The organism is Saccharopolyspora sp. NPDC002578, assembly GCF_053592695.1.
Map to the genome: position 1 here is coordinate 11,869 of NZ_JBSFWJ010000061.1, position 19,615 is coordinate 31,483.

A 19,615-nucleotide genomic window follows, 5' to 3' on the forward strand; every position below is an offset into this window, starting at 1 on the left:
CGCCCCCGCCCGCACGGAGCCGAGACGGCGGCGCACTCCGTCAGCGGAAGGCGGAGGTACCGGTCAGGGCCTGGCCGATGGTGAGGGCGTGCATTTCGCTGGTGCCTTCGTAGGTGAGCACTGATTCCAGGTTGGTCATGTGCCGGATCACCGGGTATTCCAGGGAGATCCCGTTGGCGCCGAGGATGGTGCGGGCGGTGCGGGCCACGTCGAGTGCGCCGCGCACGTTGTCCAGCTTGCCGAAGCTGACCTGCTGCGGCAGCAGGGTTCCGGCGTCCTTGCGCTTGCCGAGGTGCAGCGCGAGCAGTCGCGCGTTGTGCACCCGGACCGCCATGTCGGCGAGCTTCTGCTGGGTGAGCTGGAATCCGGCGAGGGGCTTGCCGAACTGCTCGCGGGTGCCCGCGTAGTCCAGCACCGTCTCCAGGCAGTCGCGGGCGGCGCCGGTGGCGCCCCACACGATGCCGAAGCGCGCCTCGTTCAAGCAGCTCAACGGCCCGCGCAGGCCCACCGCCTCGGGCAGCGCCGCCGACTCCGGCAGCCGGACGCCGTCCAGCACCAGTTCGCTGGTCACCGAAGCGCGCAGCGACAGCTTCTTCTTGAGCTCCGGCGCGGAGAAGCCCGGCGTGTCGGTCGGCACGACGAAACCGCGCACCCCGTCCTCGCTCTGCGCCCACACCACGGCGACGTCGGCGATGCTGCCGTTGGTGATCCACATCTTCCGGCCGTCGAGCACCCAGTCCGAGCCGTCGCGGCGGGCGCGGGTGGTCATCGACGCCGGGTCGGAGCCGTGGTCGGGTTCGGTGAGGCCGAAGCAGCCGATGGCCTCGCCCGCGGCCATCTTCGGCAGCCACTGCTGCTTGTGCTCCTCCGACCCCCAGCGCCAGATCCCGTACATGGCGAGCGATCCCTGCACCGAGACCAGCGACCGCAGCCCGGAGTCGGTGGCTTCCAGCTCCTCGCACGCGACGCCGTAGTCGACGGCGGAGGCGCCCGCGCAGCCGTAGCCCTCCAGGTGCATGCCGAGCACGCCGAGCTTCCCCAGTTCGCGGGCGAGTTCCCTGGCCTGCGGCAGCTCGCCGCGCTCGAACCAGTCGGCCACGTTCGGCCGCACCAGGTCCCGGCACAGGGCGCGCACGCTGTCGCGCAGCGCGAGTTGTTCGGTGGTGAGCTCGGCGTCGATGCCCAGCGGGTCGCGGGGATCGAAGTCGGGTCGGGCGCTCATCGGTGACCTCCTCGGGACGGATCGTCGGACAGCGGCGCCAGCGGAGACGGATCACCGGCCAGCCAGGCGCGTACCTCGTCGGTGTGCTCGCCCAGCCGCGGCGGCGCGAGCGGTTCGGCCACGTCGATACCGGAGAACTCGATCGGCATCCGGGCCTGCGCCACGCCCCCGTCACCGGGGTCGACCACCGGGTTCAGGCCCAGCGATTCGGCGTAGTGCACGGCGCGGGCCAGGTCGTTGACCTGGCCGCAGGCGATGCCCGCGCGGTGCAGCCGGGCCTGCCAGTCGGCGGCTCGGCGCGCGCCGAGCACGTTCTCCAGCGCTTCGACCAGCGCGGCCCGGTTCGCGACCCGTTCGGAGTTCGCGGCGAACCGGGGATCGTCGGCCAGGCCGAGCAGGCCGAGCGCCTCGGTGAACCGGCGGAACTGCTCGTCGTTGCCGACTGCGACGGCCAGCAGCCCGTCCTCGCAGCGCAGCGTTTCGTACGGGGCGATGCTCGGGTGCCGGTTGCCCATCCGCTCGGGGGCGATGCCGGTGGTGAGCAGGCCGCTCATCTGGTTCACCAGGGACCCGAGCAGGCTGGAGAGCAGGTTCACCTCGACGCGCTGGCCCTGGCCCGTGGCGTCGCGCTGCCGCAGCGCGGCGAGGATGCCGAGGCTCAAGTCCTTGCCGGTGAGCACGTCGACGACGGCCACCCCGACCTTCGTCGGCGGCCCGTCCGGTGCGCCGGTGATGCTCATCAGCCCGCCGACGGCCTGCACGACGAAGTCGTAGCCCGGCAGGTCCGCGCCGGGTCCGCTGCCGAAGCCCGAGACGGAGGCGTAGATCAGCCGGGGGTTGAGCTCCAGCGCGGACTCCGGGTCCAGCCCACAGCGGTCGAGCACGCCGGGGCGGAAGTTCTCGACCAGCACGTCGGCGCGGCGGGCGAGTTCCCGCGCTGCGGCCCGGTCCTGCTCGTCGTCGAAGTCGAGCACCACGCTGCGCTTGCTGCGGTTGACGGATTCGAAGTACGCGGAGCTGCGGTCGGTCCACGGCGGTCCCCAGCCGCGGGTGTCGTCACCTGCACCGGGCCGTTCGACCTTGATCACGGTGGCGCCGAGGTCGGCGAGCGCCATCGTCGCGTACGGACCGGCCAGCACCCTGCTGAAGTCCGCCACGACGACACCGTCCATCGGCAGCGCGCGCCCCATCGCTCACCTTCCCGGTTCCCGTTTCCGGTGCTCGCGCGCACCGGTGTTGCGCGATTTCGGAATTGGATCCAATATACAGTGATCGGGCGTCAGGTCAACAAGGTTCGCGCTTATCGAAGGAGTGATCGCGAGGCCGGTGACCGCGACTCCGGACCAGCAGCGACGACCGACCGGCGGGAGCCGATGCCAGCAGACCCGAACCCGCGACCCGACGACCGCGAGGCGGCGCCGCGCGCCGATCTGCGCTGGCACGCGCCGGAAAGACCACCGACGACGCAGGCCTTCGTGCTGGACGCGCTGCGGCGGGCGATCACCACCGGTTCGCTGGCGCCGGGCAGGCCGATCCGCCAGGACGCCATCGCCGCGGAGCTCGGCGTCAGCCGCGTCCCGCTGCGGGAGGCGCTCAAGACGCTGGAAGCCGAGGGGCAGGTGGTCTACCGGCCGCACCGCGGGTACGCGGTGGCCGAGCTGTCGCTGGACGACCTGCTGGAGGTGTACCGGCTGCGCGGGCTGCTGGAATCGGACGCGGCGGCGGTCGCGGCGGGCCGGTTCACCGCGGCGGACCTGGAGGTGATCGGCGAGGCCGCGCGGGACGTGGAGCGCGCGGCCGAGGCGGCCGACCTGGTGGAGATGATCACGGCGAACCGCCGCTTCCACTTCGCGCTGCTGACGCCGTGCGGGATGCCGCGCCTGCTGCGGATCGTGCGGACCTTGTGGGACGCCACCGACGCCTACCGCGCGGTGTACTACAACTCCGAGACCAACCGGGAACGGGTCCGAGCAGAGCACGACGCCATCGTCCGAGCGGCCACCGAAGCCGACGCCGACCGCCTGGTCACCCTCCTCGCCGACCACCGCAACCACGCCGTCGACTCACTCCGCCACACCATCGGCACCCCCATCTGACCCGAACCCCCACCCAAACAACGCACCCCGCAAAACGAAGCCGTGCTCAGCGGCGAAGCCGTGCCGTGGGCGGCGAAGCAAGCCTGCCTGGCGGCCGAAGGCCGTGCCTGTATGTGCGAAGCACATAGCCCACGTCGAAAAGCCCTCACCGGCGGGTTCTCAGCTGTCTTCTCGCGAGGACAGCTTTTTCCCTCGTGGCGGAGCCACTTGGGAAAAAGATCCCGCAGCGAGAAGACAGCTGAGGTTCCGCTACCCGGACACCAGAGCAAAACGAGATCAGGAGTACGAGTAAAACCCCTGGCCGGACTTCTTGCCGTAGTGGCCTGCGTCGACCATGCGCTCCAGCAGCGGCGGCGCGGCGTAGAGCTGTTCCTTGTATTCGCCGTACATCGAGTCGCCGATGGCCTTGAGCGTGTCGAGCCCGACCATGTCGGACAGGGTCAGCGGCCCCATCGGGTGGGCGCAGCCGAGCACCATGCCGTTGTCGATGTCCTCGGCGGTGGCGATGCCGCTCTCGTACATCCGGATCGCGGAGAACAGGTACGGCACGAGCAGCGCGTTCACCACGAATCCGGAGCGGTCCTTGGCGCGGATGCTCTGCTTGCCGAGCCCGTCGGCGGCGAAGGTCTCGATGCGTTGCACGGTTTCTTCGGAGGTGACCAGCGAGGGCACGAGTTCGACGAGCTTGAGCACCGGCACCGGGTTGAAGAAGTGCACTCCGATGACCTGCGCGGGCCGCCGGGTGGCGCCGGCGAGCTTCGCGATGGGGATGGAGGAGGTGTTGGACGCGAGGATCGCGGCGGGGTCGGTGACCACTCGGTCCAGTTCGGCGAACACGCCGGTCTTGAGCTGTTCGTTCTCCGCGATGGCCTCGATGACCAGCTGCCGGTCCGCGAGGTCGGCCAGCGAGGTGGTGAACCGCAGGCGGCCCAGCGTCGCGTCCCGTTCGGCTTCCGCGAGCTTGCCCCGGCTCACCGCGCGGTCCAGGGATTTGGTGATGCGCACCCGGCCGGCTTCGGCGGCGTCTTCGTTGACCTCCGAGACGATGACGTCCAGCCCGCTGCGGGCGCTGACCTCCGCGATGCCCGCACCCATGAGCCCGGAGCCCACCACGCCTACGCGTTCGATTCCCGTCACCACACCGATCCTTCCGTCCTCGACTTCGTCGTCGGGTCGCTGTCGACCAACGCCGCGATGATGTCAGGACGAACGGTTACCGACCGGTACAAGGTGCTGTAGGACACCCGGAAACAGCGGCGGACGAGCCGGGAACGGGCGGTCCGGGAGCGCGGGGCGTCGAGCGGTGCGAGTTCGGTTCAAGAAGTCGGGCCGCACGTTCCCGGCCCGACTTCCCGATGTCCCCCAAGCCCCCCGACTCGCACCCTGACCCCCTGGGCGCCGTCATCGTACATCAACGCCGATGGACAGATCCACTGTTTCCGATCATCTGTGTGGATGAACCCGTTCACGACATCGGCGGTGTCACGGAGATCGTGACCCCTTACAGTCGAGACGTGCGGCACCCCTCCGACTCCTCCGACGCCGGTTCCGACGGCGGCCCGGCCTCGGGCAGCTCCATCAGCGTGCACGTGTTCTCCGAGCGCCTGACCGAACTGCTGCAGGGCCAGCCCGACCCGGAGACCGGCAAGCCCTACAGCAGCGAGCGGATGGCCGCGCTGCTGACCGGCCGCGGGGTGCGCATGTCCGGCACGCACATGTGGCACCTGCGCACCGGTCGCGCCGTGCCGCGGCTCACCGAGGTCGTGGCGTTCGCCGAGTTCTTCGGGGTGGGCCTGGACTTCTTCGACCCGGCGATCGCGCCCGAACTGCTGGCGCAGTGGCGCCTGGCCGGGCAGCTGCGCAGCCACGGCGTGGAAGAGGTCGCGCTGCGCCAGCTCACCGACCAGTTCCCCGAGCAGGACCGGCCGCACGTCACCGACGCCATCCTCGGCGTGCTGCAGGGGTTCAAGGCGCTGCGCGCCGCGGACGGACGAGGTGAACCGGACCCGCCGGCTCCGGGGCGGTCGTGAGACTGCTGGTGTGGGACGACGGGAAGAGCTCGGCGTGGAGCGGTTCGCGCCGATTGCTGCGGTGGCGCAGCGGGAAGCGGCTCGACGCGCTCGGCCTGCCGCGCCGGTTCACCGCGCAGCAGCTGCTGGAGCGGGCGCGCGAGCACCTGGGCCGCGACATCTACTTCGCGGCGGTGGAACTGCCGCCGCGCGCTCCGAGCGGCCTGGCGCTGCTGCCGGAGGGCTGCGTGATCATCGTGGCGGACGCGCGCACCACTCGCTGGCACCGCTGGCACATCTGGTTGCATGAGCTGATGCACCTGCTGTGGGGCCACGTCGGGCGTCCGCTGTCCGATCCCGCTCCTGCGCTGCGTTCGCTGTTCGGCGAGCTGCCGCCGGAGGTGCTCGACCGCGTGCTGACCCGCACGGGTTGTTCGGCGCAGGAGGAGGCCGCGGCGGAGATGATGGCCTCGGTCGCGATGCGGCGGATCAGCTCGTGGGAGTCGCCGCAGGCGCAGCAGGTGCCCGACGAGGCGCGGGAGATCCTGCGCCGCTTCCAGTCGACCCTCGGGTGATCCGGTGTTCTCCGTCCTGTACCCGCTGGCCCTGCTGCTGCAGTTGAGCGCGTTCCTCTGGAAGTTGCGCGATTTCCTGCGCGATCCGCGGGATCCGCGGCTGGGCGCGATCACGTTGGCGCTGCTGTTCGTGGCGTCGGGGTTCAACTTCGCCATCCCCGGTGTGTACCTGGCGGTCGGCGCCGCGTCCGGGGTGCCGAACCTGTCGACGCTGGCGGTGTACTCGTCGATCGTGCTGTGCACCGCGTCGTTGCAGGTGTGCTCGGTGAACCTGGCGCGGGACAGGGAGTCGGCGGTGCCCGCGGGCCGGACGCTGGTGCTGGGCACGACGGCGGTGCTGGTCGTGATGGCCCTGCTGTTCGCGGTCGCCCCGGTGCACGACGCGGCGCACGTGCTGGACTTCGACGCGCACTACTCGGGCGTCGCGGAGATCGCCGTCTTCCTCGTGGTGTACTTGGGCGCGTACTCGCTGGGCCTGGTGCGCAGCGCGCTGATCTGCCTGCGGATCCGCCCGCACGCGCGGGATCGCTGGCTGCGGCTGGGGGTGACGCTGGTGCCGATCGGCGTCGCGCTCGGCCTGGGGTATTCGGCGCTGAAGGTCGTCGCGGTCGCGGCCACGTGGCTCGGCGGGGACCTGGCCGTGGTGAGCACGGTGGTGGCGCCGGTCAGCGCGACCGCCGGGGCGAGCGTGATGGCGGTGGGCTACGTGCTGCCGTCGATGCCGCGTCTGCTGCGGCGCTGGCGGGCCCGCCGGTACCTGCGCCCGATGCTGCAGGCGTTGCGCCCGCTGGATCCGGAGCTGGTGCGCAACACCCGGCTGGAGTCGGCGGAGTACCGCTGGCTGATCGCCACCGACGACCTGCTGCGCGAGTTGCGCCCGTACCTGGATCCGCGGGTCGTCGCGGTGGCCGAGCGCCACGCCGACCGCGCCGGCCTCACCGGCGATGAGCGCGCCGCGACGATCGAGGCCGCGCGCATCGCCGCCGGGCTGCGCGCCCACGAAGCCGGTGAGCGGCCCGGTTCGGGCAGCGCCATGATCCGCGAGGACGTCGGCATGGACGGTGCCGAAGCAGCGGTGTGGCGCTTCCCGGAGCAGGATCCGCGGCGTGATCTGGCCGAGGAGCTGCACTGGCTGTGCTTGATCGGCGAGGCCTTCACCGGCCCGCACCCGGTGGTCCGGGACGTGCTGGCCGAACTCGCCCCGGCTCGTCCCACGGCAGGAACGGAATCCCCTTCGTGACCGACCTCTTCACCGCGTCCGATCCGTTCGCCGCGCTCGCCGAGCTGCGCGCCGCGGGCCCGGTGCACCGCGTCCGCACCCCGGACGGCCCGGAGGCGTGGCTGCTCACCCGCTACGCCGACGTGCGCGGCTTGCTCGGCGATCAGCGGCTCGCGCTGAACCGGGAGCACTCGAACGGCGCGGACTACGCGGGTTTCGACCTGCCGCCGCAGCTGGACGCGCACCTGCTCAACAGCGATCCGCCCCGGCACACCCGGCTGCGCCGGGAGATCGCGCCGAGCTTCACCGCGCAGCGGGTGCGGGCGATGGCGCCGGAAGTGCGTGCGGTGGCGGGAGAACTCGCCCGTTCGCTGCCCGCGGACGTGGACCTGGTCGCCGATTTCGCCGTGGTGCTGCCGGTGCGGGTCATCGCCGAGCTGCTGCCGCTGCCCGCCGAGGCGCGGCGGGACTTCGCGGCGTGGGCGGACGCGCTGCTGCGCCACTCCCCCGGTTCGGAGCCGCGCGCGCGGGACACGATGCACGACATGCGGCGGATCATCGGCGGCGCGCTGGGGTCCGCACCGCCGGATGGGACGTTGCTGTCCGGGCTGCTCACCGCTCGCGCCGGAGAGCGGCTCGACTCCGACGAGCTCACCAGCATGGTGTTCTACCTGCTGTTCGTCTGGTACGAGATCATGGTGCACGCGGTGTCGTCGGCGGTGCTGCGCCTGCTCGGAACCGGCGCCTCGCTCGATCAGGGCGTGGAGGAGGTGCTGCGCTTCCACCCGCCGCAGCTGCTCGCCGCTCCCCGCTACGCGCTGGCGGAGCTGACCGTCGACGGCGTCACCGTTCCCGCCGGGGACACGCTGCTGCTGTCGCTGGCCTCGGCGAACCGCGACGAGCACGTCTTCGACGACGCGGAGGCGTTCTCCCCGGAGCGCTCCCCGAACCCGCACCTGAGCCTCGGCCACGGCATCCACGCCTGCCCCGCATCGGCCCTGACCCGGGTGATCGCGGTGGCGGCCGTGGAGGCGCTGCGCGAGGCCCGCCCCGGACTCTCCCTCGCCGTCACCCCGGAGACCGCCACCTGGCGCGGCAACTTCCGCCACCGCGGCCCGGCGACCCTGCCGAGCTCCCCGGGGTGAACGGCTCGCCGCGCCGACTCGCGATGGGAGCGCGGAGGCGTGGCAGGGGCTGTCGTCGCTGATCGCCGCCGGGAAGCGCACCGGTGCCACGGCGCAACGCGGGGGCGCAGGCGTCGGCGGGCGCGTTCGGGGTTGCACCTTCCGCGACGGCATGTGGTCCGGTGGACCCGACGTCCCGATGCCGTGAGGAAGGGTTCCCGCTCGTGCACTCGTCTTTCATGCCGCCCCGTCAGGTCAAGATCGGTGACGCGGCGGCCTTCGTCGGCACCACGCCGCGGGCGATTCGCCACTACCACGAGATCGGCCTGCTCCCCGAGCCGGAGCGGGGTGGCGACGGCCGCCGCCGCTACGGGTACGAGGACATGATCCGCTTGCTGTGGATCCGCAAGATGGCCGACGCCGGCATCGCCCTGGACGACATCCGCACCGCCTCTACCACCGGCGCGGACGGCGAAGCGGGCGTCGCAGGCGTCCTGGAACGGCTGGCGGGGACCCTCGCCGCGCAGGAGGCGGAATTGCGGCGGCAGCGGACCGCCGTGCAGCGGATGCGCACCGAAGGAAGCCGGTTGGGCCTGCTCTCCGACTTCGTCACCGATCGCCTCAAGGGCCTGCCCGCGGACTCCCTGCGCCAGGAGGACCTGGACGGTCTGCTGGTCACCGAGCGGATCTTCGGCCCGCTCGGTGCGGCCGTCCGGGCCACCCGCTTCATCGCGCTGGCCGCGCACCCCGCGCTGCGGGAGGAATCCGACCGCGTCGACGCGGCCGAGGAGGCGCTCGACGACGGCGTCGCCGTCGACGATCCGCGAGTGGCGCAAGTGGCCGCCGAGCGGCACGCCTTCGAGAGCGCCCTGCACGCCGCCATCGAGCGATCCGGTCTGGACGAGGACGACGATGCCCTCTTCGAAGCCTGGGACGCCGCGCACCCCGCCGAGGACGAGACCGACTCCATGAGCGCGTTCGAAGCCACCACCAAGCTGCCCTACGACATCTCCCCGGCCCGGCTGCGCTGCATGGAACTGGCAGAAGAACTCTCCACCCAAGACGCGCCCACCACCTGACCACCTACCTTTGACCTTGGCTTCCCAGGTGATCGTCGCGACCGGTGGTTGTCCTGTCAGCGGCGAAGCCGCTGAGCAGCGACCACCAAAGCAACCTGAGAACCCGCCAAACGACCCCTGCGCAAGCCGGGCGACTCACAGGGGTTGGCAGTGGGGGCAGTGGTAGGTGGTCCTGCCTGCTGTGGTGCTCCGGGTGAGTGCGGTGGTGCAGCGCGGGCAGTGCGGGTCCGGCTCGTCGCGGTGACCGGTGAGCCAGGACGGCCGGTCCGGGACGTGCGCGACCTTCGCGGACTGGCGCAGCACCGCGTGGGCTCGCCTGCTGAGCCGGGAGAGGTCGTCCGAGCTGAGTTCGCGGGTGCCGCGGGCGGGGTGGATGTGCGACTGCCACAGCACCTCGTCGACGGTGAGGTTGCCCAGGCCCGCGAGTACCGCCTGGTCCATCAACGCGGATTTGACGCCACGCCGGGTGCGGGTGATCCGGCGCCGGTAGTCAGCGGCGGAGGCGGCGAGCGCGTCCGGGCCGAGGTCACCGAGCAGCGCGTCGACGTCGGCCCGCTCGCGTGCCAAGTGCAGTCCGGTGAGCTTGCGCATGTCCCGGTACCGCAGGTCCCCGCCGTCGCAGCGCAGCAGCACGCGGTCGTGGGCGTGGAGCTCGTCGCCGGGGTCGCACCACAGCAGGCGGCCGGTCATGCCGAAGTGCAGCAGCAGCTGCGGGAACCGCTCACCGGTGGGCAGTGCGAGCCACTTGCCGTGCCGCCACGGGGTGCCGAGCCGCGTTCCGCGCATCGCCGCGCGGAACGCGGGTTCCGAGATTCCGCGCAGCACCTGCGCGTCGCGCACTTCGACCTCGTGCACGGTCCGCCCCGTCGCGCGCTCGGCGACCCGGCGGAATCCTTCGACGTCCGGTAGTTCTGGCACGGCCCCGGCCTACCCGCGCACTGCCCGCGGCAACCCCGCGCTCAGTTCGGGTCGAGGGCGTGGCGGAGTTGCGCGAGCCAGTCGAGGTGGCCGCGCAGGGCGTCCCGCCCGGACGGCGTGAGCCGGAACCAGGTGCGGGGTTTGCGGCCCACCGAGCCCTTGCGGACTTCGAGGTAGCCGGCGTCTTCGAGGGTGCGGCTGTGCTTGGAGATCGCGGAGTCGCTGACGCCCAGCATGTCGCGGGCGGTCCGGAACTCGACCCAGTCGGCGCCTTGCAGCAGCGCGCACAGCGCCAGCCGGGGCCCGGTCTCGAAGACCGGTTCGCGACCGTCGGCCCGGTCGTCTCCGCTCACGACCGGACCCGGCCTTCTTCGATGTCGCGGGCCATCATCGCCCGGGTCTTGAACTCGGTGGCGACCACGCCGACCGCCAGGATCGGGAGCACCAGCAGCGCGATCACGAGCTGGTCGTGGCGGACCAGCACGGTCACCACCGCGAACCCGACGGCCAAGATCACAAGGCTGATCACCCAGAACGGCCAGGCGCTGGGGTAGGAACCGGACCGCTTGGGGAGGTGGACGCCGGTGCGGCTCCGTCGCCGCCGCGCGTACAGGGCCGAGCCGAGGGCGATCGCGGCCATCGCCCACTGGAGGTAGTAGCCGCCGTCGGGCAGCCAGGCCGACCAGATCGGGAGGCCGGACACGAGCATCACGACGACGCCGAGCAGCGCCCAGTAGAGCAGGGGGTACTGCGCGTGGGCGGCGAGCTTGCGGCGCATTTCGGCGACCTGGTCGAGCTCGGGTGAATCAGACATCGGGCGGTCTCCCGTCGTGTTGACTTTCTATATGGAAAGTCTACACAGATCGGGAAGTGGATTCCAAGAGGGCGCACTCAAGGCGGCGGCGCGGTCACCTCGACGGCGACGGCGCGGCCAGGTGGGCGGTGAACCACTCGCAGGCCTCCCCGGCGACCCGGTCGAGCGCGCCCGGCTCCTCGAAGAGGTGGGTCGCGCCGTCGACGACGTGGAGCTCGTGCGGCGCGGTGAGCCCGGCGGCGGCCCGGCGGTTGAGCTCCAGCACCTCGGGATCGGCACCGCCCACGATGAGCAGCGTCGGCGCCCGCAGCTCGGCCAGCGGCCCGGTCGCGAGGTCCGGCCTGCCCCCTCGGGACACCACCGCTCGCACCCCGTCGGGCCTGCGCGCGGCGGCGCCGAGCGCCGCGGCGGCACCGGTGCTCGCGCCGAACAGCCCGGCCGGTCGCCCCCACCAGTCGAGGACGCCGAGCACCCGCACCGTGAGCAGCGGGATGTTGAAGCGCATCTCGCCGTGCGCGTCGCGCTCGCACTCCTCGTCGGTGAGCAGGTCCATCAGCAGCGTGCCGAAGCCCGCTTCCTGCAACCGCGCGGCGACCCACCGGTTGCGCTCGCTGTGCCGGGAGGAGCCGCTGCCGTGCGCGAAGATCACCAGCGGCGCCTCGTCGTGCGGCAGCGCCAGGTCACCGGTGAGGGCGCTCGCGCCGTGCACCGCCGGGAGCGAGACCTGCTCAGGCTCCGCCATTCCGCACCCGCTCCGCGTTCTCCTCCGGCGCGGACGACGAGGTCTCCGCCACCTCGCCTTCACCGCTGTCGGCGGACAGGCCGGTGTTCTCGACGTCGGCGCCTTCGAGGACGACGCCCGATTCCTCGTCGATCTCCGCCGACGCGGCGACCCGCTCGCCGGAGGCGCCGTCGGCGACCTCGCGGGCGGCCCGCTCGTCCACGGTCTCGTCGAGCTCGCTCAGCGGCGCTTCGGCGAGGGGCCCACCGGGGTCGGCGCCGGGGTCCGGGCGTTCCTCGGCCAACCGCTCGTCGAGCGTCTCGCCTTCGCGCTCCTCGCGCGGAGTGGGCCTGGCCGCGGTCGTCCGCGACCAGTGCTCCGGCGGCTCGACGCCCGCTTCCAGCGGGTCGACGCCGAGTTCGTCCTCGTCGAGGTCCCCGGCGGATTGCAGTTCGGCCGGGTCCTGCGGGTCTTCGGGGTCCGGGCCGACCTCGTCGGCCGAGGGCGTCGAAGCATCCAGCGGGTCCGACATCGCGCGCGTCTCCGTTCTCGTGCGGACAGGACATCCGCACCCCGGCTACCCGCGCACGCGCGGGCTAATCCCGGCCTCCCCCGGTGAGCCGGCCCACCGGCCGATCAGCGGGTGACGGCCCGCAGGAAGGAGTTCCACCGCTCCCGGTCGACGATCAAGGTGCCGCCGCTGCGGTCCTTGGTGTCCCGGATGCCGACAACGGCAGGAGTCAGCGCGACCTCCACGCAAGCCGCAGCGTTCGACGTGTAGCTGGAGGTGAACCAGCGAGCCTGTTCCAGAGCCACCGGATCACCCTAACCCGGCCAGCTCCCGGTGGATCATCTCCAAGGATTCCTGGCGCCCTGCCGCGCATTTCAACGATTCCGCGTAGGTGGCGCCGAACTGCCCGACCTTGGGGCGATGTTCCATCACAGCGGACGAGGTGACGTTCTCCTGCCAGGCGACTCGCGGAAGGCGTGCGTCCGGGAAGTACAGGATGTGGAACGTCGACGCACCCAACGCACCATGCGCACCGGCACTGAACGGAACGACCCGCACCTCCAGCGTGTCCGGGCACTTCTCGATCATCTCCGCCAGGTGGCGCAATTGCCCTGCCATGACTTCCCGTCCGCCGACCTGCTGCTTCAACGCGCCTTCGCTGAGCACTGCCGTCAGCACGAGTGGGTCATCGTCGGTCAAGCGCTGCTGACGGCGACGTCGGACTTCGACTCGTTGTTCCGCTTCGGAAGTGCGGATGTTGGGGCCGTCGCTGGTGACGACGGCGTGCGCGTACGCCTCGGTTTGCAGCAGTCCGGGAATCAGGAGGCTTTCGTGCGTCTGGACGGATTCCGCGCCGTGCTCGTAGCCGAAGTAGCGCAGGACTTCGGCGGGGAAGATGCCGGAGTACTTCGCCCACCAGCCGCGTCGGCCCGACTCCTCCAGCATCGACCGCAGATCGGCCTGCTCGGCGACGTCGATGCCGTAGACCTGGATCATCGCTTCGAGCTTCGTCTCGGTGAGCCTGCGCTTGCCGTGTTCGAGGTCGCTCAAGAAGTTCTGGGACATGCCGAGCTGCTTGGCCGCGTTGACGGCGGTGAGCCCCACCGAGTCGCGGGCTTCACGCACCCTGGTTCCCAGTTGCCACGCGATGACGGTAGGCGAAAGCGGAGGCATTGCGGTCCTTTCGGCATGACTGGCCCGCTCAGCGTACGAGCCGGTGATCGTTACACGATCAGGGAATACCATTTGAGATATCGCCACCGCTATCGTTCATCGCGGCGGCGGCCCCGGTCCTCCCCCGACCCCGACGGGGTCGCCGCCTCCCCAACGGAGAGGAGAGCGCGGTGCGACGGGTGTACAGCGGCGACGGGCCGGTGGCGTACTGGCGTCCGGTGGACGGAGCGCGGCACGCGATGCTCCCGACCGAACGACCGCACCCCGGTCAGCAGCGGAAGTCCTTGTGCGGCGAGGACATCACCATCACCAAGGCCTCCCCGGAGGACTGGCTGGCACCGACCTGCGCGGCCTGCTGGGACGCCGCGCGCACCCGCCGCGACGTTGCCGCCGCTCAGCGCAACGCGCCCGCCGTCAGGCCGCGGACCAAGTAGCGCTGCAGCAGCAGGAAGCCGACGACCACGGGCAGGCTCACCGTCAGCGACGCGGCCATCACCTCGTTCCAGTACACCGACGACTCCGTCGAGTACTCCCGCAGCCCCACCGCGAGCGTCCGCGAACCCGCGTCGGTCAGGACCGAGGCGAACAGCGCCTCCCCCCACGCCGTCATGAACGCGTAGATCAGCACCGCCGCGATGCCGGGCTTCGCCGCGGGCAGCACCACCCGCACCAAGGTGCCGAGCACGCCCGCCCCGTCGATCATCGCCGCCTCGTCGAGGTCCGCGGGCACCGTGTCGAAGTAGCCGACCAGCATCCAGATCGAGAACGGCAGCGAGAACGTCAAGTACGTGACGACCAACCCGATCAGGTTGCCCTGCAACAGGATTCCGGTCGCCTGGCCGATCGAGGCGTAGATCAGGTACAGCGGCAGCAGGAACAGGATGCCGGGCAGCATCTGGGTGGACAGCACCGCCGCCCGGAACAGGTCCCGGCCGGGGAAGCGGTAGCGGCTCACCGCGTAGGCGGCGGGCACCGCGACGAACACCGACAGCACCGCCGAGCTCGCCGCCACCACGGCGCTGTTCGCGAAGTACTCCGCCAAGTCCACTGTGGACCACATGGTGACGAACGCGCCGCCGGTCACCCGCGACGGCCACCAGGTGAACCCGTCCCGCACGTCCTCCAGCGGCTTCAGCGCGGTGAGCGCCATGACGCACAGCGGCAACGCGGTGAACAGCCCCAGCCCGCCGAGACCGGCGACCCGCAGCACCCGCAACCCGGCTGGTTCACGTCGCACGCCTGCTCCTCGAAGTCAGGGCGAGCGACAGCGCGACCACCACCAGCAGGAACAGCAGCAGCACCGTCGACATCGCCGCCCCCAAGCCGAAGTTCCAGGTCAGGAACGAGCTCTGGTACACGTGCACCGAGATCAGGTTCGCCGCCTGCGGCACCGACTCGTCGAACAGCACGTACGGCACGGTGAAGTCGTTGAACGTCCACAGGAACAGCACCAGCACCAGCACGCGCGCCACCGGCCGCAGCAGCGGCAACGTGATCAGCCGGAACCGCTGGGCCGCACCGGCGCCGTCCACCTCGGCCGCGTCGTAGAGCTCCGCCGGGATCGACTGCAGGCCCGCCATCAGCGCCAGGAACGCGAACGGCCACAACCGCCACACCGCCGTCACCACCAGGCTCAGGAACGCGTTCTGCCCCAGCAGCCAGAACTCGCCGCCACCGAGGCCGACCGCGCCCAGCGCCGCGTTCACCGCGCCATCACCGCGATCGAGCATGAACTTCCACACCAGCGCCGCCGTGTACACCGGCAGCGCGTAGGGCACCAGGAACAGGCCGCGCACCAGCAACCGGCCGCGGAACGGGCGCTGCAACAACGTCGCCGCCGTCAGGCCCAGGCCGAACGACAACGCCACCACCAGCACCGAGAACGCCGCCGTGACGCCGAACGAGCGCAACAGCTCCGCGCCCACCGCACCGTCGAAGTCCACGGCGACGCGGTAGTTGTCCAGCCCGGCGTTCGGCGCCGACGTCCAGTCCCGCACGAAGAACTGGTTCAGCTCGTGCAGGCTCATCCACAGCCCGCCGAGCATCGGCAGCAGGTGGACCAGGACCTCGAACACCACCGCGGGAGCCAGCAGCAGGTACGGCACCGACGGTCCGCACGGGACGCGGTGCGACCGCGTGGTCACCCGCTCCCCCCGGCGGCGCGCATCTGCTGCTGCGCCCGCGCCAGCTCGGCGCGCACCTGCTCGCGCCCCACCGGGCGGCCCGTCGCGGCGCGGGCGAACAGGTCGCGCACGGCGGCACCCACCGTCGTCTCGAAGCGGCTCTCGTCGGGGATCATCGGCACCGGCACCGACTCGTGCGCCAGCAACCGGCCGAACACCACGGCGTGACCGGTGGAGAACTCCGGCTCGGAGTAGGCGTCCTCGACCACCGGCAGGCTGCCGTAGCTGCGGCTGAGCTCGACCTGGGTGCGCCTGCTGGTCAGGAACTCCACCAGCCGCAGCGACTCCTCGCGGCGCGGGCTTTCGCGCAGCACGGCGACGTTGCTGCCGCCGACGTGGCTGCGCACGGGCGAGCCGCCGGGCGGCAACGGATCGGGCAGCGGCAACGGGAACACCCCGACATCCTCTGCCGCCATCCCGCTGTCCACAATGGCCGGAAGGGCGCTGTTCTGGGCGATCAGCATCGCCGCGCGCCCGGCGGTGAACTCCGCGACGGACTCCGGGGCCGAACCCGTCTCGGCGTCGTCCGCGCGCACCACCCGGTTGCGGCTCATCAGCTCCACGTAGCGCAGCACCGCCTCCACCGCCCGCGGCGTGGTGAACGTGGCGGCACCGCGCTCGTCGATGAACCGGGCGCCCTGCTGCATCCCGAACAGGAACGCGAAGTGCGCGTTCTGCGTGTAGCTCGCGGCGGGCACCGTCAACCCCGCGCGGCCGCCGTCGGTGAGCCGACCGGCGACGTCGAGGAATTCCGCCCAGCTCTCCGGAATCCGCGCGATCCCCGCTTCGCGGAAGCGCTGCTTGTCGTAGAACACCGCGTACGACAACCCGTACAACGGCACCGAGGCGGGCGGGCGGCCGGGCATGCCCGCCGAGCTCATGCTGCTCGCCAAGAACCGGTCACGACCGCCCAGGCGATCCAGCAGCGCCTCGTCGAACTCGACGAACGCGCCGGTGGCCTGCAACGAGGCCGACCAGGTGTTGCCCAGGTCCACCACGTCCGGACCGGTCCCGGAGGTCGCCGCGCCCAGGATGCGGTTGAGCAGGTCGTTCCACGGGATCACGTCGACCTCGACGGGAATGCCGGTGTCGCGGGTGAACCTGGCCAGCTGGGCGCGCAGCACCTCCCGGTCCTGCGCGGTGCTCGCGCCCTGGTTGCTCGCCCAGTACACGAGCCGTCGCGGCTCGGTCCCGCACCCCGCGAGCGCGCCCGCCAGCACCAGCACCACCAGCGCCAGCACCGGGCAGCGCGCGCGGACCCGATCGCGCGGGGCCTCGCTCGAACGTGGGAACACCGTTGTCTCCTCGTTCTGGCCGTGCTCACCTCACCCGGAGCCGCCCGCCGTGCTCGCCCGCGGGATCAGCACGCGCGGCGGCACGTCCAGGTCGTCGGCGGCACCGGTCTCGATCAACTCCAGCAGCAGGTGCACCGCCGCCGCGGCATCATCGGCGACGTCCTGCGACAACGCCGTCACCGGCGGGGTCACCACCCGGCACAGCATCGAGTCCTGCCAGGACAGCACCGCCAGATCGGCGGGCACCCGGACGTCCAGTTCCGCGGCGCGGGCGACCGCGGCCACTGCCATCAGGTCATTGTCGTAGACGATCGCCGTCGGCGGCGGATCCGCGGCGAGAAGTCGCCAAGTGGCTTGCGCCGCACCGGTTTCCGTGGGATCGGCCTCGACCTTCACCAGGTCGGTGCCGAGCCGCTCCCGCACCCGCGCGCGCAGCAGCGCGTTGCGCCGTCGGGTGTGCTCCAGGTCGAAACCGCCCTGCACGTGACCGATGCGGGTGTGGCCGAACTCGGCCAGGTGCTCCACCACGGCGCGGACCTCGTCGGCCACGGCGAAGCGCAGCACCGCCACGTTCGGCACCCGCTCCTGCTCGCCGATGACCACCGCGGGCAGCGCCAGCTCGCGCAGCAGCGGCACCCGCGGGTCGGCGGTGCGCAGGTCGGTCACGATCACGCCGTCGACGCGGCGCTCCGCCGCCCACTGCCGGTAGGTCCCGAGCTCGGCGTCCTCATCGGAGGTCAGCGCCACGTTGAGGACCAGGCCGTACTCGGCCAGCGCGGACTCCATACCCGCCAGCCAGTTCACCATGGACGGTTCGGCGCGGATCTCCTGCGGCGGGCGCGCCAGCACCAGGCCGATCGTGCCGGTGCGGTCGGCGGCGGGCGTGCGCGCCGGGCCCGCCGCGTCCCAGCCGAGCTGGGCGGCGACGTCGAGGATGCGTTCCCTGGTGGCCGCCGACACCCCGGCACGGCCGTTGAGCGCGTAGGACACCGCGGCCTTCGACACGCCCACGTGGCGCGCGATGTCGATGATGGTGGGCCGTTTCACCGTGGATCCCCTCGTAGCCGTGCAGCGAGACGCCAGCGTAGCGAAACGACCCCGCGAGCGACCCCGTGATCGCCCACCCCGAAGCGGACCTGTCGCGTTGTGGACGACTCCCGCAATGTCGCGAGAAATTGAGCCACCCGACCGAGGCGAAACCTTCCCCACCGACCGCGATACCTCTCCCGAGCAGCCAGAACAGTTGTCCACATGCGGTGTCCGACACGCCGGGGTCCGTCAATCTCTCGCGAAATCGCGGACCCGGGGACGTCGGGTCAGCCGAGGTCTTCGAGCAGGGGTTCCGCGGCCTCGGTGACGACTTCGGACGCCTCGGAGTAGCTCTTCGAGGACGGCTGGGTGGACAGCAACGCCACCGCGTAGCGGCGGTCCGGGCCGATCAGCCCGGCGCTGTGCACCGCGCGGCGGCCGTGCTCGCAGCACATCCAGCCCGCCTTCACCGCCACCGGCCGCTTCGACTCCTTCAGCCCGAAGCCCTGGTCGAACCCCTCGGCCGCCGTGCGCGGCGCCGCGTCCAGCGACCCGAGGATCAACGAGCGCTCCGCCTCCGGCAGCGTCGGCACCTGCCCCAGGACCGTGGCCACGTCCCGCGCGGAGGTCTCCGTATCGCCCCAGTTGCCCGCAACCGCGGGAGGCCGGGTCCGGGTGAGTCCGTAGCGGACCGCGAGCCTGGAAATCGCGCCCGCGCCGTCGAACCGGTCCCACAGCGCGTTCATCGCGGCGTCGTCGCTGACCGCCAGCGAACGGCGGATCAGGTCGACGTCCGCACCCGAGACCGGCATCCCCTCGGAACGGCGGCGCGCCACGTCGACGGCCACGAACAGCTTCGACAGCGACGCCGTGCCGATGCGGTCGTCCGCGTGCTCACCACCGACGACCTCACCGGATTCGCGATCCAGCACCGCCACCGCGACGGTGCTGCCGGAGAGCTCGCCGGCCTCCGAATCGACCTCGCGGACCAGGTCGCGCACCACGGGATTCGGGTGCGCTCGCGGCGGATGCGCCTGCGGCTTCGGGTACCCCGCGCGGGACACCCACCACGGGCCGGAGTCGGCGTCCGCCGTGCTGCTGCCGACGGTGGACCCGCAGGCCGCGCCGAACAGCACCACCACCAGGAACAGGCAACCGAGCACCACCGACCGCGGACGAACTCGTGCGGGCGTGTGCCAACGACCGGAATCATCCATGAGGAGCTCATAACGTCGAGACCCGGCGGGAAGCTCCGGGTCATCGAACGTGCCTCCCGGACCGTAACGCCGTCACCAGCTCGATCGCAGGACTCAGCCGCCCTTGCGGTTCTCGCCCAACTCCTGCTCGATCGGGTTCGCCGGTGCCTCGCGCTCGTGCTCGGCGACGCCCGGCCGGACGTGCTGCCGGGCCTGGCGCGCCTTGTCCGCATCGGACTGGCCCTCTTCGTCGGCCTTGTCCAGCGGCACCGAGCGCACCACCTCGGTGAGGTTCTCGTACTCCGCCGGCGGCATCGCCCGCAGCGCGTTCACCGTGCCCTCGTCCGCGCCGTTGTCGCGGGCGTGGTCGAGCAGCTGCTGCTTGTCCGCCGGGAAGTCCACCGCCGACAGGGACTTCTGCACCGTCTCGCGCGTCGTGGTCATGTTCGGC

Annotated in this window: 23 protein-coding genes; 7 read left to right on the forward strand and 16 right to left on the reverse strand. The window is 71.6% G+C overall.

Features of this window, described 5'->3' with window-relative positions:
- Nucleotides 1–40: 40 nt before the first annotated feature.
- Nucleotides 41–1,222 carry an acyl-CoA dehydrogenase family protein gene (locus ACWD38_RS23505; RefSeq protein ID WP_184478035.1) on the reverse strand — a complete coding sequence of 394 codons (1,182 nt, stop codon included), beginning with the start codon at nucleotides 1,220–1,222 and terminating at the stop codon, nucleotides 41–43.
- Nucleotides 1,219–2,412, reverse strand: a complete 1,194-nt coding sequence (locus ACWD38_RS23510; protein ID WP_184478034.1) for a CaiB/BaiF CoA transferase family protein — start codon at nucleotides 2,410–2,412, stop codon at nucleotides 1,219–1,221. The genes ACWD38_RS23505 and ACWD38_RS23510 overlap by 4 nt, the downstream gene beginning before the upstream one ends.
- A 183-nt stretch (nucleotides 2,413–2,595) precedes the next feature.
- On the opposite strand from ACWD38_RS23510, the gene ACWD38_RS23515 reads away from it, so the two are divergent.
- Nucleotides 2,596–3,318, forward strand: a complete 723-nt coding sequence (locus ACWD38_RS23515) for a GntR family transcriptional regulator (RefSeq protein ID WP_184478033.1) — start codon at nucleotides 2,596–2,598, stop codon at nucleotides 3,316–3,318.
- Between the two features lie 276 nt (nucleotides 3,319–3,594).
- Here the strand turns inward: ACWD38_RS23515 and ACWD38_RS23520 are convergent, their stop codons facing one another.
- A complete protein-coding gene (locus tag ACWD38_RS23520) occupies nucleotides 3,595–4,455 on the reverse strand; it encodes a 3-hydroxybutyryl-CoA dehydrogenase (protein WP_343071276.1) in 861 nt (286 codons plus the stop codon).
- A gap of 377 nt (nucleotides 4,456–4,832) precedes the next feature.
- Between ACWD38_RS23520 and ACWD38_RS23525 the strand changes: the two genes are divergently transcribed.
- The 5 genes from ACWD38_RS23525 to ACWD38_RS23545 all read left to right on the forward strand — a co-directional run bounded on the left by ACWD38_RS23525 (nucleotide 4,833) and on the right by ACWD38_RS23545 (nucleotide 9,324).
- Entirely contained in the window at nucleotides 4,833–5,348 is a 516-nt protein-coding gene (locus tag ACWD38_RS23525) for a hypothetical protein (protein ID WP_184478031.1), read from the forward strand.
- Nucleotides 5,345–5,902 (forward strand): hypothetical protein, encoded by a 558-nt coding sequence (locus ACWD38_RS23530; RefSeq protein WP_184478030.1) that lies wholly within the window; start codon nucleotides 5,345–5,347, stop codon nucleotides 5,900–5,902. Before ACWD38_RS23525 ends, ACWD38_RS23530 begins: the two co-directional genes overlap by 4 nt.
- A gap of 4 nt (nucleotides 5,903–5,906) precedes the next feature.
- A complete protein-coding gene (locus ACWD38_RS23535; RefSeq protein WP_450124910.1) occupies nucleotides 5,907–7,142 on the forward strand; it encodes an MAB_1171c family putative transporter in 1,236 nt (411 codons plus the stop codon).
- Nucleotides 7,139–8,266, forward strand: a complete 1,128-nt coding sequence (locus ACWD38_RS23540) for a cytochrome P450 (protein WP_343071275.1) — start codon at nucleotides 7,139–7,141, stop codon at nucleotides 8,264–8,266. The genes ACWD38_RS23535 and ACWD38_RS23540 overlap by 4 nt, the downstream gene beginning before the upstream one ends.
- Nucleotides 8,267–8,484: 218 nt before the next feature.
- A complete protein-coding gene (locus tag ACWD38_RS23545; protein ID WP_221315731.1) occupies nucleotides 8,485–9,324 on the forward strand; it encodes a MerR family transcriptional regulator in 840 nt (279 codons plus the stop codon).
- Between the two features lie 135 nt (nucleotides 9,325–9,459).
- Here ACWD38_RS23545 and ACWD38_RS23550 read toward each other — a convergent pair whose 3' ends face one another.
- From ACWD38_RS23550 to ACWD38_RS23580, 7 genes are all read right to left on the reverse strand, one after another.
- Nucleotides 9,460–10,242, reverse strand: coding sequence for an Fpg/Nei family DNA glycosylase (locus ACWD38_RS23550; protein WP_450124911.1), 783 nt, complete (start codon nucleotides 10,240–10,242; stop codon nucleotides 9,460–9,462).
- Between the two features lie 41 nt (nucleotides 10,243–10,283).
- A complete protein-coding gene (locus tag ACWD38_RS23555; RefSeq protein WP_184478026.1) occupies nucleotides 10,284–10,595 on the reverse strand; it encodes a transcriptional regulator in 312 nt (103 codons plus the stop codon).
- On the reverse strand, nucleotides 10,592–11,056 hold the full coding sequence (locus ACWD38_RS23560) for a hypothetical protein (RefSeq protein ID WP_450124912.1): 465 nt from the start codon (nucleotides 11,054–11,056) through the stop codon (nucleotides 10,592–10,594). The genes ACWD38_RS23555 and ACWD38_RS23560 overlap by 4 nt, the downstream gene beginning before the upstream one ends.
- A 94-nt stretch (nucleotides 11,057–11,150) precedes the next feature.
- Nucleotides 11,151–11,798, reverse strand: coding sequence for a dienelactone hydrolase family protein (locus tag ACWD38_RS23565; protein WP_184478024.1), 648 nt, complete (start codon nucleotides 11,796–11,798; stop codon nucleotides 11,151–11,153).
- A complete protein-coding gene (locus ACWD38_RS23570) occupies nucleotides 11,785–12,309 on the reverse strand; it encodes a hypothetical protein (protein ID WP_450124913.1) in 525 nt (174 codons plus the stop codon). Before ACWD38_RS23570 ends, ACWD38_RS23565 begins: the two co-directional genes overlap by 14 nt.
- Nucleotides 12,310–12,413: 104 nt before the next feature.
- The gene (locus tag ACWD38_RS23575; protein ID WP_184478023.1) at nucleotides 12,414–12,593 is read right to left on the reverse strand and encodes a DUF397 domain-containing protein; all 180 of its coding nucleotides are present in this window, start codon (nucleotides 12,591–12,593) and stop codon (nucleotides 12,414–12,416) included.
- 4 nt (nucleotides 12,594–12,597) lie between these two features.
- Nucleotides 12,598–13,533, reverse strand: a complete 936-nt coding sequence (locus ACWD38_RS23580; protein ID WP_450124918.1) for a helix-turn-helix domain-containing protein — start codon at nucleotides 13,531–13,533, stop codon at nucleotides 12,598–12,600.
- A gap of 98 nt (nucleotides 13,534–13,631) precedes the next feature.
- On the opposite strand from ACWD38_RS23580, the gene ACWD38_RS23585 reads away from it, so the two are divergent.
- Nucleotides 13,632–13,895, forward strand: a complete 264-nt coding sequence (locus ACWD38_RS23585) for a zinc finger protein (RefSeq protein WP_184478021.1) — start codon at nucleotides 13,632–13,634, stop codon at nucleotides 13,893–13,895.
- Here the strand turns inward: ACWD38_RS23585 and ACWD38_RS23590 are convergent.
- The 6 genes from ACWD38_RS23590 to ACWD38_RS23615 all read right to left on the reverse strand — a co-directional run bounded on the left by ACWD38_RS23590 (nucleotide 13,856) and on the right by ACWD38_RS23615 (nucleotide 19,608).
- Nucleotides 13,856–14,698, reverse strand: coding sequence for a carbohydrate ABC transporter permease (locus ACWD38_RS23590; protein WP_450124914.1), 843 nt, complete (start codon nucleotides 14,696–14,698; stop codon nucleotides 13,856–13,858). The two genes, ACWD38_RS23585 and ACWD38_RS23590, sit on opposite strands and share 40 nt — an antisense overlap.
- Nucleotides 14,688–15,605 (reverse strand): carbohydrate ABC transporter permease, encoded by a 918-nt coding sequence (locus ACWD38_RS23595; protein WP_343071273.1) that lies wholly within the window; start codon nucleotides 15,603–15,605, stop codon nucleotides 14,688–14,690. The genes ACWD38_RS23590 and ACWD38_RS23595 overlap by 11 nt, the downstream gene beginning before the upstream one ends.
- Entirely contained in the window at nucleotides 15,602–16,939 is a 1,338-nt protein-coding gene (locus tag ACWD38_RS23600; protein ID WP_450124915.1) for an extracellular solute-binding protein, read from the reverse strand. Before ACWD38_RS23600 ends, ACWD38_RS23595 begins: the two co-directional genes overlap by 4 nt.
- Nucleotides 16,940–16,969: 30 nt before the next feature.
- On the reverse strand, nucleotides 16,970–17,986 hold the full coding sequence (locus tag ACWD38_RS23605) for a substrate-binding domain-containing protein (RefSeq protein WP_184478019.1): 1,017 nt from the start codon (nucleotides 17,984–17,986) through the stop codon (nucleotides 16,970–16,972).
- Nucleotides 17,987–18,255: 269 nt separating this feature from the next.
- Nucleotides 18,256–19,185 carry a serine hydrolase gene (locus ACWD38_RS23610; protein ID WP_184478018.1) on the reverse strand — a complete coding sequence of 310 codons (930 nt, stop codon included), beginning with the start codon at nucleotides 19,183–19,185 and terminating at the stop codon, nucleotides 18,256–18,258.
- 93 nt (nucleotides 19,186–19,278) lie between these two features.
- The gene (locus tag ACWD38_RS23615; protein ID WP_184478017.1) at nucleotides 19,279–19,608 is read right to left on the reverse strand and encodes a DUF2795 domain-containing protein; all 330 of its coding nucleotides are present in this window, start codon (nucleotides 19,606–19,608) and stop codon (nucleotides 19,279–19,281) included.
- Nucleotides 19,609–19,615: the final 7 nt, after the last annotated feature.